This is a genomic window from Streptomyces graminofaciens (genome assembly GCF_030294945.1).
GTDB lineage: Bacteria > Actinomycetota > Actinomycetes > Streptomycetales > Streptomycetaceae > Streptomyces > Streptomyces graminofaciens.
On record NZ_AP018448.1, the window covers coordinates 10,218,879 to 10,231,856 of the forward strand.

The following is a 12,978-nucleotide window of genomic DNA, read 5'->3' on the forward strand; positions in this document are numbered from 1 at the left end:
GGGACGGCCTTCCGGGGCCGTTGTGCGCGCTGTCAGGGCCTATTGGGGGGCCATCGGCATGATTCGTATGCTGCTCCGTGAGGTGAGACGGGCCCGCGAGGTCGCGGGTGCCGCACAGTGTGTGCTGCTGCGCCCGCTGCCCACCCGGATCGACGGGCTCGCCACCGCCGCCGCCCAGCTCTCCGCCGACCGCGGCGCGCTCGTCGGCGGCGACCTCTACGAGGTGATCGCCACCGAGCACGGCGTACGCGTGGTCATGGGCGACGTACGCGGGCACGGCCTGTCCGCCATCGGCACCGTCGCCGCCGTACTCGGCGGCTTCCGCGAGGCCGTCCACGACGAGGCCGAACTCGCCGGAGTCCTCGCCCGCCTCGACCGCGCCCTCGCCCGCCACCTGCGGGAGAGGGCAAGAACCGAGGACACCGAGGAGTTCGTGACCGTACTGCTGCTGGAGATCGCCCCCGACGGTGTGATCCATGCCCTCAACTGCGGCCACCCGTGGCCGTATCTGCTGAGTGCTGGCCGGGCGCAGCTACTTGTCGAGGCCGAGCCGATGCCTCCCCTGGGGCCGTTCCCCCTGCCTGCCGAACTCCCACCCACGCCGTGCGGTCAACTGCTGCCCGGCGAGGCGCTGTTCCTGCACACGGACGGTGTCGAGGACGCGCGAGACGCCGGAGGAGGGTTCTTCCCGCTGCCTGCCGTCCTCGCCGGGATCGTACGCACCCACCCGATCACACCAGGCGCTGTGCTGCGTGCCGTCTTCTCCCAACTCCTGATCCACACAGGAGGAAGGCCAAAGGACGACACAGCGGTACTGGTACTCCGCAACGACCGAGTGATCAGGAACGCCCCTGTTTTCAGGGGCGCGGGGACCTGCGCGATCAGTCCTCACATACCCGCGGTCGACACACCACCTGTAGCCCCCGCCCCTTAGCCGCCCCCGCCCGCCGGCCAGGGCCGCCGCACTGTACGAGGGGGAGCCGACGGCCCGGCCGGCCTCTTGCGAGGCATTTCAGTCAACCGGCATGACCACTCTCCGCGACAGAGCGCGCACGCTACGAGTTCGGGCATTCGCTTCACACCCCGTGTGAAGGGGGTGGCGATACGCTGCTCAGCGCTGCTGTGCGGGTCGGCACCGAGCCACCGGAGGGGCATCCATGCAGCCCAACACTCTGCTCGACGCGATTCTCGACGAGGCCGGGATCTCCCACGCGGGACTCGCCGCCCACGTCAACCAGGCGGGACGGGCCCGAGGCCTCGCGCTTCGGTACGAACACACCGCTGTGGCGCGGTGGTTGAAGGGCCAGCGGCCACGCGGCCAGGTGCCGGACCTGATCTGCGAGGTGCTCGCCGGGCGGCTGCACCGGACCGTCACCCTGGACGACATCGGCCTCGGTGTCCCCGGTGAGCCGGCCACACCGAACGGCTCGTCCCTCTCCGGGTTCGTGGAGCGGGCCACCGCCCTGTGGCGCTCCGACGAGCAGCAGCGCCCGCACGTCCTCGGCGCGCAGGCCGTCACCGGCACGCCCGCCGTGATGCCCGTGTGGGAGTGGGAGAACCCGCCGGAGGACGTCGACGTCTCGCGCGGCGGACGGCACCAGGTCAGCATGGCCGACATCGAGATGCTGCGGGCCGCCCGCGCGCACTACGAGCAGATGTACCGGAAGGCGGGAGGGGTGGCGACCCGTACGCGGATAGTCGGGTTCCTCAACTCGGAGGCCGCGCCCCTGCTGCGCGGCAGCTACACGGATGCCACAGGCCGCCAACTGCACCGGGCCACGGGCGGGTTGGTCGCCATCGCCGGGATCTGCGCCTACGACTCCGACGCGCACGGGCTCGCCCAGCGGTACTTCCACCAGGCGCTCCGGCTCGCCAAGGCCAGCGGGGACCGGGGGCTCGGGGCGTATGTCATCGCGCTCCTCGTCAACCAGGCGCTGTTCATGAGGGAGTACCGGCAGGCCGTGGCCTTCGCCGAAGCCGCGCTGCGTGCCGCCGGGAAGCACATCACGCCGGCTCTCGCCTCCGACCTCTATGCGATGCAGGCCAAGGCGTACGCGCACCTCGGCGACGGGACGAGCGCGCTGTCCTGCATCCGGCGTGCCGAGCAGGCCGCCGACCGCATCCGGCGCGGTCGCGAACCCGACGAGACCGGCTACGTCCAGCCCGGCCTGGTCAACGTACAGGTGGCGGAGGCGCTGCTCAGCCTCGGCGACCTCGCGGCGGCGGAGGAGCACGCGGCGGCGGCCGTGGACACGCCGGCGCACGACCGGGGGCGGGTGCACCGGCTCGCGATGCTCAGTCAGGTCGAGTTGCGGCAGGGCAATGCCGACAAGGCGGTGGCGACCGCTGTGGAAATGGCCGAGCAGGCGCGCGGAATGGAGTCCATGCGCCTGCGTGACAGACTCCGCGTGGTACGCGAACACCTGGTGCGCAGCGGCTGTGCCGGTACCGCCGAGGCCGCCGAACTGATCGACGGGGCACTGCGCGTACCGCTCTGAACCCTCCGCCCCGGGGCCGCCGTGCGCCGACTGTGTGCCTGCTGTCAGGTCGCTCCTGCTGCGATATTGCCACTTACTCGGCGGAAGGTGGCAGAACCGTGCAGTGGACGAAACACAACGAGCAAACTGTGTACTCAAACCGCTGGTTCAGCGTCAATCTCGCAGATGTCGCATTGCCGGACGGTCGGCACCTCGATCACTTCCTGATACGGCTGCGGCCGGTGGCCGTGGCCACAGTGGTCAACGAGGCCAACGAAGTGCTGCTGCTGTGGCGGCACCGATTCATCACTGACAGTTGGGGGTGGGAACTGGCCGCGGGCGTCGTCGAGGACGGCGAGGGAATCGCCGAGGCGGCGGCCCGCGAACTGGAGGAGGAGACCGGCTGGCGGCCGGGACCTCTGCGCCATCTGCTGAGCGTCGAGCCCTCCAACGGGCTCACCGACGCCCGGCACCACATCTACTGGTCCGACGAGGGCGCGTATGTCGGTCACCCCGTGGACGACTTCGAGTCGGACCGCCGGGAATGGGTACCCCTCAAGCTCGTTCCCGACATGGTCGCCCGCGGCGAGGTCCCGGCCGCGAACATGGCGGCCGCGCTGCTCCTCCTGCATCATCTGAAACTCGGGCAGGACGCCTTGCCCTGATCGGTTCCCCCTCGCGTCCGCTCGGCTAGTGTCCGACGGCCTGCCAGATCGCGACCGCGAGCGCGCCCACGGCCGCGAGGGCCGCGACCGCGGGCAGCGGCCAGCGGGAGTGCTCCAGCGTGACGAGCCGGGTGCTCAGGTCGTCCAGTTCCTTGGCGTTCTGCTCCGCACGGTGACTGAGCAGGGTCAGCCCTCCTTCGACGCGTGCGTGTGACACGTCGAGGCGACGGCGTAACTCTGCGAGTTCACCGTGGAGGACGGGATGCTCGGGGTCGATGGCCACGAGCCCGCTCCTTTCTGTAGTCGTCTACATCCCTGGCATGCGCACGTGAAGTCAACTCGCCTGGTGGGCGCGTGGGGAGCGTGTGCGACCGGCATATGCGTGTCCGCCGCGCACACGGTGTGTGAATGCCGCGGGCCCGGCACCGTTTCCGGTGCCGGGCCCGCGCACATATCGTGCGTCTACGGTCCGTAATCAGGCGTACGACGTGATCAGGCGTAGGACGTGATCAGGGGTACGTGTAGAAGCCCGACCCCGTCTTGCGGCCCAGCCGGCCCGCGTCCACCATGCGCTGGAGCAGCGGGGGAGCGGCGTACAGGGGTTCCTTGTATTCGTCATACATGCTGTTGGCGATGGAGACGATGGTGTCCAGGCCGATCAGGTCGGACAGCTTCAGCGGGCCCATCGGGTGGGCGCAGCCCAGCTCCATGCCGTTGTCGATGTCCTCGCGGCCCGCGATGCCCGACTCGAACATCCGGATCGCGGAGAGCAGATACGGCACGAGCAGCGCGTTGACCACGAAGCCCGAGCGGTCCTGGGCGCGGACGGCGTGCTTGCCGAGCACCTTCTCGGCGAAGAGCTGCGCCCGGCTGAGCGTGCCCTCGGAGGTGGTGAGCGCCGGGATCAGCTCGACGAGCTTCTGCACCGGGGCCGGATTGAAGAAGTGGATGCCGATGACGTGGTCGGGCCGCGAGGTGGCGACCGCCAGCTTGACCAGGGGGATGGAGGAGGTGTTGGACGCGAGTATCGCGTCGGGGCGGGTGATCACCTGGTCGAGCACCTGGAAGATCTCGGTCTTCACCTGCTCGTTCTCCACGACCGCCTCGATCACGAGGTCACGGTCGGCGAACTCGCCGAGGTCGGTGGTGAAGCTCAGCCGCGCCAGCGTGGCGTCCCGCTCCTCCTCAGTGATCTTGCCGCGCTCGGCCGCCTTGGACAGGGAGTTGAACAGCCGGGTACGGCCGAACTCCAGGGCCTCGCCGGTGGTCTCGGCGACCTTCACGTCCAGACCGGCGCGGGCGCACACCTCGGCGATGCCCGCTCCCATCTGGCCGCAGCCCACCACTCCGACGCGTTCGATGTCGGTCACATCGTCCTCTTTCGCTGGTCTACGTGCCTCGGCAGATACCCCGGGTGTGGGACTGTGCCAAACCTGCACGTTACCTCCGGTGGCTACTGATCAGTATCGCGGGTGCCCCATGCAAGTCTGGGAACGGTCCGCGATCGAGCGAGCGCACAGTGGTACGCACGGAGGTAAGAGGGTGCATCGGAAGCCATGGATGTCGCGGCGGGCGTTCTGGGCGACCGCGGCGACGACGCTCCTGGCGGCGGGTGGGGTCGCCGCCGGAACCGCGATGGCCGGTGGCGAGCACAAGCGACGGTGGGCGGCCGGTGAGCTGCGGGGGATGTGGCTGGCCACCGTCTCGGGCCGGGACTGGCCGTCCAAAGTGGGGCTCACCGCCGAGCGGCAGCGCGCCGAGCTGCTCGCCCATCTCGACACCGCCGTGGAGCGCCGCCTCAACGCGGTGATCTTCCAGGTCCGGCCGTCCGCCGACGCGCTCTGGCCCTCCCCGTACGAGCCCTGGTCGCATTACCTCACCGGCACCCAGGGCAAGGACCCCGGCTGGGACCCGCTGGGCACGGCCGTCGAGGAGGCCCATGCCCGGGGCCTGGAGCTGCATGCCTGGTTCAACCCGTACCGGATCGCCAATCACACCGACCCGAGCCGGCTCGTCGCCTCGCACCCCGCCCGCGAGCACCCGAGCTGGGTCGTCCCCTACGGGGGCAAGCTCTACTACAACCCGGGTATCCCGGCCGTCCGGGCCTTTGTGCAAAAGGCCATGCTGGACGCCGTACGGAAGTACCCGGTCGACGCCGTGCACTTCGACGACTACTTCTACCCGTACCCGGTAGCGAGCCAGGTCTTCGACGACGACGCGGCGTACGACGCGTACGGCGGGAGCTTCTCCAGCCGGGCCGCCTGGCGGCGCGACAACATCGACAAGCTGGTGCGGGAGACGGCGGCGCAGATCAAGCAGATCAGGCCCGGTACGCAGTTCGGGATCAGCCCCTTCGGCGTGTGGCGCAACGCGGCCACCGATCCGCTCGGCTCGGACACCCGGGCGGGCGTGCAGACGTACGACGATCTGTACGCGGACACCCGGACGTGGGTGCGGAAGGGCTGGATCGACTACCTCGTCCCGCAGCTCTACTGGAACATCGGCTTCGCCGCCGCCGACTACGCCAAGCTGCTGCCCTGGTGGGCGGAAGTGGCGAAGGGCTCGCGGACGAGGCTGTACATCGGCGAGGCCCTGTACAAGGCGGGGGACCCGGCGCAGCCCGCGGCCTGGCAGAAGCCGACCGAGCTGTCCCGGCACCTGACCCTCGCCCACGACCATGCAGAGGTGCGCGGGCATGTGTTCTTCTCGGCCCGGGAAGTCGCCGCCGACCGGATCGGCGCGATGGCGCGGGTGGTCGCCGACCACTACGAGCGGCCGGCGGAACCACCGCGCTGAACTTCGGGGGGCCGCCTACTTCAGAGGCTCCCCGTGGTGGCGGACGACCGTGTCCGGGCCGGGGGCCATCAGTGCCTCGTGGCCGTCGTCGGTGAAGCGCACCCGGTAGGGCGGATTGCCGTTCTGGCCGAGCACTTCCAGGACCTCCGCGGTCCGGTCGTGGTGCCCGACGGTCCTGCCGTGTACCAGCAGAGTGTCGCCTACGTCTGCGTGCATCTGGGGGCCTCCTCGTCTTGCACGGGAGTGGCGGTCCGTGCCCGCAGTCTACGGCTGGCGGTGCCGTTCGGACCGGTGTGCGTCTCGGTCAGGCGGATGTCCGCTGGGTGACCGCGATGCAGACCAGTACGGCGGCGGCCGTCAGGGGCGCGGCCGGGGTGAGCTGCTCGCCGAGCAGCAGCACTGACCACACCAGTGTGAGCAGGGGCTGGGCCAGCTGCAACTGGCTGGCCTTCGGTATGCCGATCGCCGCCATGCCCCGGTACCAGACGACCAGCCCGAGGAACTGGGACCCGGCGGCCACCCACAGCAGCCCGACGACGCTGTGCGCGGTCAGCTCGACCGGCTCGTACGACAGGGCCAGCAGCGCGCCCGGCACACTGATCGGCAGGCACAGCACCAGGGCCCAGCCGATGACCTGCCAGCCGGGCATCACCCGGGCCAGCCGTCCGCCCTCGGTGTAGCCGGCCGCGCACACCAGCAGCGCGGCGAACAGATACAGGTCGGCCGTGCTCAGGGCACCACCGCTCTGCGCCACGGTGAACGCGAGCACAGCGGCGGCTCCCGCGAGGGCGGCGGTCCAGAAGGTGCGCGAGGGGCGGGTGCCCATGCGCAGTGCCGAGAGCAGGGCGGTCGTCAGCGGCAGCAGCCCGACCACGACGGCGGCGTGCGCGGTGGTCGAGGTCCGCAGCGCGAGGGTGGTCAGCATCGGGAAGCCCAGCACGACACCGGCGGCCACGACCGCGAGCCCCGCCCAGTGGCGGCGACCGGGCAGCGCCACCCTCCCCCACGCTCGGCCTCGCTCGCGCGGGGCGACCCCCACGGCCAGCAGACAGCCGCCCGCGACGACGGCCGCGAGCACGCTGCGCACGGCGACCAGGGACCAGGGGCCGAAGCCCTCCAGGCCCCAGGCGGTGGCCGGGAACGTGAGGGAGAAGACGGTCACTCCGAGGGCGGCCTGGAGGGTGCCGCCGAGCCGGGGGACGACGGGGGCCGTACGCGAGGCGCTGTCTCCCCGGCTGCCGTCGACCGCTACTGGACTTTCCGCGATAGCGCTACTCTGTGCTCTCATGCAAGAGCGTAGCAGTGTGGGCGAACTGGCGGAGCAACTGCGGAAAGAGCTGGACCGCTACTCGGCAGGCGGAAAGCTCCCATCGAGCCGGGTGCTGGTGGACCGTTACCGGGTGAGCCCGGTGACCGTCTCCCGGGCCCTGGCGCAACTGGCCGCCGAGGGGCTGGTGGTGACCCGGCCGGGCGCCGGGGCGTTCCGGGCCGTGCCCCGCGAGAGCGGGTCGGCGGCCCTGGGGGACACCTCCTGGCAGGAGGTCGCGCTGAGCGCGGACGGCGCCGCCGAGCTGGTGCCGCGCACGGTGGACGCATCCGGGGTGCTGGCCACGCTGGCCTCCCCGCCGCCCGGCGTGATCGAGTTCAACAGCGGCTATCTGCACCCCTCGCTCCAGCCGGAGCAGGCGATGGGCGCGGCCCTGTCCCGCGCCGGGCGCCGGCCCGGCGTCTGGGCCCGGCCTCCGGTCGAGGGGGTCCCCGAGCTGCGCGAATGGTTCGCGCGGAGCATCGGCGGCGCGATCACCGCGGCCGAGGTGCTCGTCACCTCCGGCGGCCAGTCCGCGCTGACCACGGCCCTGCGCGCCCTCGCCCCGCCGGGCGCCCCGGTGCTGGTCGAATCGCCCACGTACCCGGGCATGTTGGCCATCGCGCGCGCCGCCGGGCTGCGGCCCGTCCCGGTGCCGGTGGACCCGGACGGCGTACGACCGGCCCTCCTCGCCGACGCGTTCCGGGCGACGGGCGCCCGGGTCTTCGTCTGCCAACCGCTGTTCCAGAACCCCACGGGCGCCACGCTCGCGCCCGAGCGCCGGGGCGAAGTCCTGCGGATCGCACGCGAGGCGGGGGCCTTCGTCATCGAGGACGACTTCGTGCGCCGGCTCGCGCACGAGGACTCGGGGCCGCTGCCGCGCCCCCTCGCGGCCGACGACCCGGACGGCGTGGTCGTCCATGTCTCCTCGCTCACCAAGGCGACCTCGCCCAGCTTCCGGGTGGGCGCCCTCGCGGCCCGCGGCCCCGTGCTGGGGCGGCTGCGCGCCATCCAGGTCGTCGACACCTTCTTCGTACCGCGCCCCCTCCAGGAGGCCGCCCTCGAACTCGTCGGCTCGCCCGCCTGGCCGCGCCATCTGCGGGCGGTGTCAAGGGAGTTGAAGGACCGCCGGGACACGATGACGACCGCGCTGCGCCTGGACCTGCCCGAACTCGCCCTGCCCCACATCCCCTCCGGCGGCTACCACCTCTGGCTGCGCCTGCCCGACGGCACGGACGAACCCGCCCTGGTCGCCGCCGCCCTCCGCGCGGGCGTCGCGGTCACCCCCGGCCGCCCCTACTTCAGCGCCGAAGCCCCGGCCGGACACCTGAGGTTGAGCTTCGTCGGGGTGACGGGAACGGGCGAGATCACGGAGGGGGTACGGCGGCTGAGGGCAGCGCTAAACGGTTCGACAGCCGGCTCCTGACCTGCGAACGTCCAGCCATGACCGACGAATCACGCCCCCTCGACGGGGCCGCCCTCGACCTCCCCGAGGGCTACGAGATCTCCGCGGACCCCGCCCGTATCGACATCGACCGGGTCCACCGCTGGCTGTCCGACGACGCGTACTGGGCCCTCGGCCGGCCGCGCGAGAAGCACGAGCGGGCAGTCGCAGGCTCGCTCAACTTCGGTGCGTACGACCGGGCTTCGGGCGAGCAGGTCGCTTATGCGCGAGTGGTGACCGACGGGGCGACGTTCGCCTGGCTCTGCGATGTGTACGTCGACCCGGGCGCGCGGGGCGCGGGGCTCGGCACCGCGCTCGTCGCGGCCGTACGCGCGCACCTGGAACCGCTCGGGCTGCGACGTATCCTGCTCGCCACGCACGACGCGCACGGCGTCTACGCCAAGCTCGGCTTCGAGCCGCTCGCCAAGCCGGACCAGTGGATGGCGCTCGTCTTCGAGTGAGGCGCGGCGGCGGTCGGGAAGTGGGCCGAGCGAGGCGGCGACGTGGCCGGGAGTGGCCTGAGCGAGGCGGCGACGTGACCGGCGGACAGCCTCGGGGACCGGCTCCGTGAGCGTGGAGGAACCCTGGGTAACTCCTGGGTAACGCCTCTTGACCTGCGGACTCTCTCGCTCCACCATCGCCGCATGCATCTTCGGGTCACATTCGTCGCCGCCGCGCGCTGCTCCTCGCTGCTCGCCGAGCGGTTCGAGGACGACCGCCCGCTGGACCAGGCGGGTTGGGACGAAGTGCAGCGCGCCGCCCATGAGCTGGTGCCGCTGGCGGCGGCCGAGCTGCGTTACTGCTCACCCACGCCACGCAGCCGGGCCACCGGTGACGCCCTCGGCTACGCGCCGCTGGCCCAGCCCGCGCTGCGGGACTGCGACATGGGCCGCTGGCGCGGCTTCACCCTGGGCGAGGCGATGGCCCGGGAGCCCGAACTGGTCGACACCTGGCTCGCCGACCCGCGCTCCACCCCGCACGGCGGCGAGTCGCTCATGGCCTTCATCTCCCGGGTCGGCGGCTGGCTCGACACCCGCCCCGCCAGCGACGGCGGCCGTATCGTCGCCGTGGCCGAGCCCTCGGTGCTGCGCGCCGCCCTCGTCTACGCGCTGAAAGCCCCGCCGTCGACGTACTGGAGCATCGACGTCCGGCCGCTGTCGACGGTCACCGTCTCGGGCCACACGGGCCGCTGGCATCTGCGCCTGGACGGTACGCGGCAGTAGTTCCGACCCGCTCGGCCGGCCGGGAGACTCCCGCCTTGGTGAAGGTTCCAAATTCGTGGTGGCGGAGGGCGTCGCCGTCCTCGCTCCCTCCGGTCCGAAAACAGCCGTTCCCGTGAAGGGCCCATGCAGTAGTTCCGACCCGCTCGGCCGGCCGGGAGACTCCCGCCTTGGTGAAGGTTCCAAATTCGTGGTGGCGGAGGGCGTCGCCGTCCTCGCTCCCTCCGGTCCGAAAACAGCCGTTCCCGTGAAGGGCCCACCACTGCGCTCACCAGAGCCCGCACCGAACGTGCCACGCGCCACGGCCCGGCCAGAGAGGCGAGCGCGTCAGGAAGTGGCCGGAAGTCGCCCATCCCGTACCGCCCTCCCTCACCTCTGTCACCGCACGCCCCATTGACGCACTCCGGTCACCTACCTATCTTGCCGTTCGATGTGCTGATCAAGGTCTGATATTTCGAACAACTCCCCCCCAACTCCCCTAGAGCCGCGGAGTATTCATGTCACGCACCCGCACCCGAGCGCGCTGGAGAATCGGTCTCACCGCCACCGCCCTCCTGCTGGCCTCCAGCGCCCTTCCGGCCGGTCCCGCGAACGCCGACGACGTCACCGACTACGCGATCAAGGTGAGCCCGAAGGCCAAGGGCGCCAAGATCGACGACACGATGTACGGCGTCTTCTTCGAGGACATCAACCGCGCGGCGGACGGCGGCCTCTACGCCGAACTCGTCCAGAATCGCTCCTTCGAATACAGCACCGCCGACAACCGCACCTACACCCCGCTCACCTCCTGGGCCGTCGACGGCACCGCGCAGGTCGTGAACGACGACGGCCGCCTCAACGCCCGCAACCGCAACTACCTCTCCCTGGGCGCCGGTTCGGCCGTGACGAACGCCGGATACAACACCGGCGTCCGCGTCGAGAAGGGCAAGACGTACGACTTCTCGGTGTGGGCGCGCGCCGAGAGCCGCACCACCCTGACCGTCACCCTGAAGGACGCCGGCGGCACGCTCGCCGAGGCCCGGAAGGTGGCCGTCAAGGGCGGCTGGGCCAAGTACAAGGCCCGGTTCACCGCGACCCGCACCAGCAGCAACGGCCGTCTCGCCGTCGCGTCCTCCGGCGCCGCCGCCCTGGACGAGGTGTCCCTCTTCCCGCGCGACACCTACAAGGGCCACAAGAACGGTCTGCGCAAGGACCTCGCCCAGAAGATCGCGGCCCTGAAGCCGGGCTTCGTCCGCTTCCCCGGCGGCTGCCTGGTCAACACCGGCTCCATGCAGGACTACAGCGAGTCCTCGAACTGGGAGCGCAAGCGCTCCTTCCAGTGGAAGGACACCGTCGGCCCGGTCGAGCAGCGCGCCACCAACGCCAACTTCTGGGGCTACAACCAGTCCTACGGCCTCGGCTACTACGAGTACTTCCAGTTCTCCGAGGACATCGGCGCGATGCCGCTGCCCGTGGTGCCCGCCCTGGTCACCGGATGCGGCCAGGACAAGGCCACCGACGACGACGCCCTCCTCAAGCGCCACATCCAGGACACGCTCGACCTCATCGAGTTCGCCAACGGGCCCGTGACCAGCAAGTGGGGCAAGGTCCGCGCGAAGATGGGCCACCCGAAGTCGTTCCACCTCACCACCCTCGAGGTCGGCAACGAGGAGAACCTGCCGAACGAGTTCTTCGCCCGCTTCCAGCAGTTCCGGACGGCCATCGCGGCGAAGTACCCGAAGATCAAGGTGATCTCGAACTCCGGCCCCGACGACGCGGGCAGCACCTTCGACACCGCGTGGAAGCTGAACCGCGACGCGAAGGTCGACATGGTCGACGAGCACTACTACAACAGCCCCCAGTGGTTCCTCCAGAACAACGACCGCTACGACTCGTACGACAGGAACGGCCCGAAGGTCTTCCTCGGTGAGTACGCCTCCTGGGGCAACGCCTTCAAGAACGCCCTCGCCGAGGCCGCGTTCATGACGGGCCTGGAGCGCAACGCCGACGTCGTGAAACTCGCCTCCTACGCACCGCTCCTCGCCAACGAGGACTATGTGCAGTGGAGCCCCGACATGATCTGGTTCAACAACCACGCGTCCTGGGGCTCGGCCAACTACGCGATGCAGAAGCTCTTCATGACCAACGTCGGCGACCGCGTCGTACCCTCGACGGCCACCGGCACGCCGTCGCTCACCGGCCCGATCTCGGGCGCCGTCGGCCTCTCCACCTGGGCCACGACCGCCGCGTACGACGATGTGAAGGTCACCGCCGAGGACGGCACGACGCTGTTCAGCGACGACTTCAGCGGTGACGCCTCGCAGTGGAAGCACACCGGCGGCGGCAGCTGGTCCGTACAGGACGGGCAGTACGTGCAGACCGACGTGGCCGCCGAGAACACCATGGTCTCGGCCGGCGACCCCGCCTGGCACGACTACACCCTGAAGGCCAAGGCCACCAAGAAGTCCGGCAAGGAGGGCTTCCTGATCGCCTTCGGCGTCAAGGACACCGGCAACTACTACTGGTGGAACCTCGGCGGCTGGAACAACACCACCAGCGCGGTCGAGCAGGCCGTGGACGGCGGCAAGTCGACGCTGATCTCCAAGGCCGGGACCATCGAGACGGGCCGTACGTACGACGTCGAGGTCAAGGTCGAGGGCCGCCAGGTGACCCTCCTCCTCGACGGCAAGGAGTGGGGCAGCTTCACCGACGACAAGCCGGCCGAGCCGTTCCGCCAGGTGGTGACCAAGGACGCCAAGACCGGTGACCTGATCGTCAAGGTCGTCAACGCCCAGTCCGTGGCCGCCCGCACGGCCATCGACCTCGGCGGCGCCAAGGTCCGCTCGAAGGCCCGCGTGACCACGCTCGCCGCCGAGCCGAACGCGGTGAACACGGAGACGGCCACGCCGGTCGCGCCCGTGAAGTCGACGTTCAGCGGGGTGGCGAAGAAGTTCAGCTACACCTTCCCGGCGAACTCGGTGACGTTCCTGAGGATCAAGAAGAAGTGACGTGAGTAGGGGCCCGGGTGTGCTGTGAAGCGCGCTCGGGCTCCTGGCGTAAATGACTTGTGGGTCCCGGGCGTTGCTGTCAC

12 protein-coding genes are annotated in these 12,978 nt (G+C 70.6%); 8 read left to right on the forward strand and 4 right to left on the reverse strand.

The window, feature by feature from the left end; genetic code table 11:
• Positions 1-58: 58 nt before the first annotated feature.
• The 3 genes from SGFS_RS44975 (at position 59) to SGFS_RS44985 (ending at position 3,142) form a co-directional block, all read left to right on the forward strand.
• Positions 59-934, forward strand: a complete 876-nt coding sequence (locus SGFS_RS44975; RefSeq protein WP_286258272.1) for a PP2C family protein-serine/threonine phosphatase — start codon at positions 59-61, stop codon at positions 932-934.
• Positions 935-1,157: 223 nt separating this feature from the next.
• Positions 1,158-2,498 (forward strand): transcriptional regulator, encoded by a 1,341-nt coding sequence (locus SGFS_RS44980; RefSeq protein WP_286258274.1) that lies wholly within the window; start codon positions 1,158-1,160, stop codon positions 2,496-2,498.
• A gap of 98 nt (positions 2,499-2,596) precedes the next feature.
• Positions 2,597-3,142 (forward strand): NUDIX domain-containing protein, encoded by a 546-nt coding sequence (locus tag SGFS_RS44985; RefSeq protein WP_286258275.1) that lies wholly within the window; start codon positions 2,597-2,599, stop codon positions 3,140-3,142.
• A gap of 25 nt (positions 3,143-3,167) precedes the next feature.
• On the opposite strand, the gene SGFS_RS44990 is transcribed toward SGFS_RS44985, so the two are convergent.
• Entirely contained in the window at positions 3,168-3,425 is a 258-nt protein-coding gene (locus SGFS_RS44990; RefSeq protein ID WP_286258277.1) for a hypothetical protein, read from the reverse strand.
• 226 nt (positions 3,426-3,651) lie between these two features.
• Positions 3,652-4,512, reverse strand: a complete 861-nt coding sequence (locus SGFS_RS44995) for a 3-hydroxybutyryl-CoA dehydrogenase (RefSeq protein ID WP_286258278.1) — start codon at positions 4,510-4,512, stop codon at positions 3,652-3,654.
• A gap of 190 nt (positions 4,513-4,702) precedes the next feature.
• Here SGFS_RS44995 and SGFS_RS45000 point away from each other — a divergent pair, with 190 nt between their 5' ends.
• Entirely contained in the window at positions 4,703-5,938 is a 1,236-nt protein-coding gene (locus SGFS_RS45000) for a glycoside hydrolase family 10 protein (RefSeq protein WP_286260372.1), read from the forward strand.
• 15 nt (positions 5,939-5,953) lie between these two features.
• On the opposite strand, the gene SGFS_RS45005 is transcribed toward SGFS_RS45000, so the two are convergent.
• The gene (locus tag SGFS_RS45005; RefSeq protein ID WP_286258279.1) at positions 5,954-6,154 is read right to left on the reverse strand and encodes a DUF1918 domain-containing protein; all 201 of its coding nucleotides are present in this window, start codon (positions 6,152-6,154) and stop codon (positions 5,954-5,956) included.
• 88 nt (positions 6,155-6,242) lie between these two features.
• Positions 6,243-7,226, reverse strand: a complete 984-nt coding sequence (locus SGFS_RS45010) for a DMT family transporter (protein ID WP_286258281.1) — start codon at positions 7,224-7,226, stop codon at positions 6,243-6,245.
• Here SGFS_RS45010 and SGFS_RS45015 point away from each other — a divergent pair.
• The 4 genes from SGFS_RS45015 (at position 7,225) to SGFS_RS45030 (ending at position 12,895) form a co-directional block, all read left to right on the forward strand.
• On the forward strand, positions 7,225-8,670 hold the full coding sequence (locus SGFS_RS45015) for an aminotransferase-like domain-containing protein (RefSeq protein WP_286258282.1): 1,446 nt from the start codon (positions 7,225-7,227) through the stop codon (positions 8,668-8,670). The two genes, SGFS_RS45010 and SGFS_RS45015, sit on opposite strands and share 2 nt — an antisense overlap.
• Positions 8,671-8,687: 17 nt before the next feature.
• A complete protein-coding gene (locus SGFS_RS45020) occupies positions 8,688-9,149 on the forward strand; it encodes a GNAT family N-acetyltransferase (RefSeq protein WP_286258283.1) in 462 nt (153 codons plus the stop codon).
• Between the two features lie 183 nt (positions 9,150-9,332).
• Entirely contained in the window at positions 9,333-9,911 is a 579-nt protein-coding gene (locus SGFS_RS45025; RefSeq protein ID WP_286258284.1) for a histidine phosphatase family protein, read from the forward strand.
• A 494-nt stretch (positions 9,912-10,405) separates the two neighbouring features.
• Positions 10,406-12,895 (forward strand): alpha-L-arabinofuranosidase C-terminal domain-containing protein, encoded by a 2,490-nt coding sequence (locus SGFS_RS45030; protein ID WP_286258285.1) that lies wholly within the window; start codon positions 10,406-10,408, stop codon positions 12,893-12,895.
• Positions 12,896-12,978: the final 83 nt, after the last annotated feature.

What these genes read in the sequence shown, in the direction of transcription:
- SGFS_RS44975 (WP_286258272.1), top strand. Translation starts at nt 59, where the DNA reads ATGATTCGTATGCTGCTCCGTGAGGTGAGACGGGCCCGCGAGGTCGCG.
- SGFS_RS44980 (WP_286258274.1), top strand. Translation starts at nt 1,158, where the DNA reads ATGCAGCCCAACACTCTGCTCGACGCGATTCTCGACGAGGCCGGGATC.
- SGFS_RS45000 (WP_286260372.1), top strand. Translation starts at nt 4,703, where the DNA reads ATGTCGCGGCGGGCGTTCTGGGCGACCGCGGCGACGACGCTCCTGGCG.
- SGFS_RS45005 (WP_286258279.1), bottom strand. Translation starts at nt 6,154, where the DNA reads ATGCACGCAGACGTAGGCGACACTCTGCTGGTACACGGCAGGACCGTC.
- SGFS_RS45015 (WP_286258282.1), top strand. Translation starts at nt 7,225, where the DNA reads ATGCAAGAGCGTAGCAGTGTGGGCGAACTGGCGGAGCAACTGCGGAAA.
- SGFS_RS45010 (WP_286258281.1), bottom strand. Translation starts at nt 7,226, where the DNA reads ATGAGAGCACAGAGTAGCGCTATCGCGGAAAGTCCAGTAGCGGTCGAC.
- SGFS_RS45020 (WP_286258283.1), top strand. Translation starts at nt 8,688, where the DNA reads ATGACCGACGAATCACGCCCCCTCGACGGGGCCGCCCTCGACCTCCCC.
- SGFS_RS45025 (WP_286258284.1), top strand. Translation starts at nt 9,333, where the DNA reads ATGCATCTTCGGGTCACATTCGTCGCCGCCGCGCGCTGCTCCTCGCTG.
- SGFS_RS45030 (WP_286258285.1), top strand. Translation starts at nt 10,406, where the DNA reads ATGTCACGCACCCGCACCCGAGCGCGCTGGAGAATCGGTCTCACCGCC.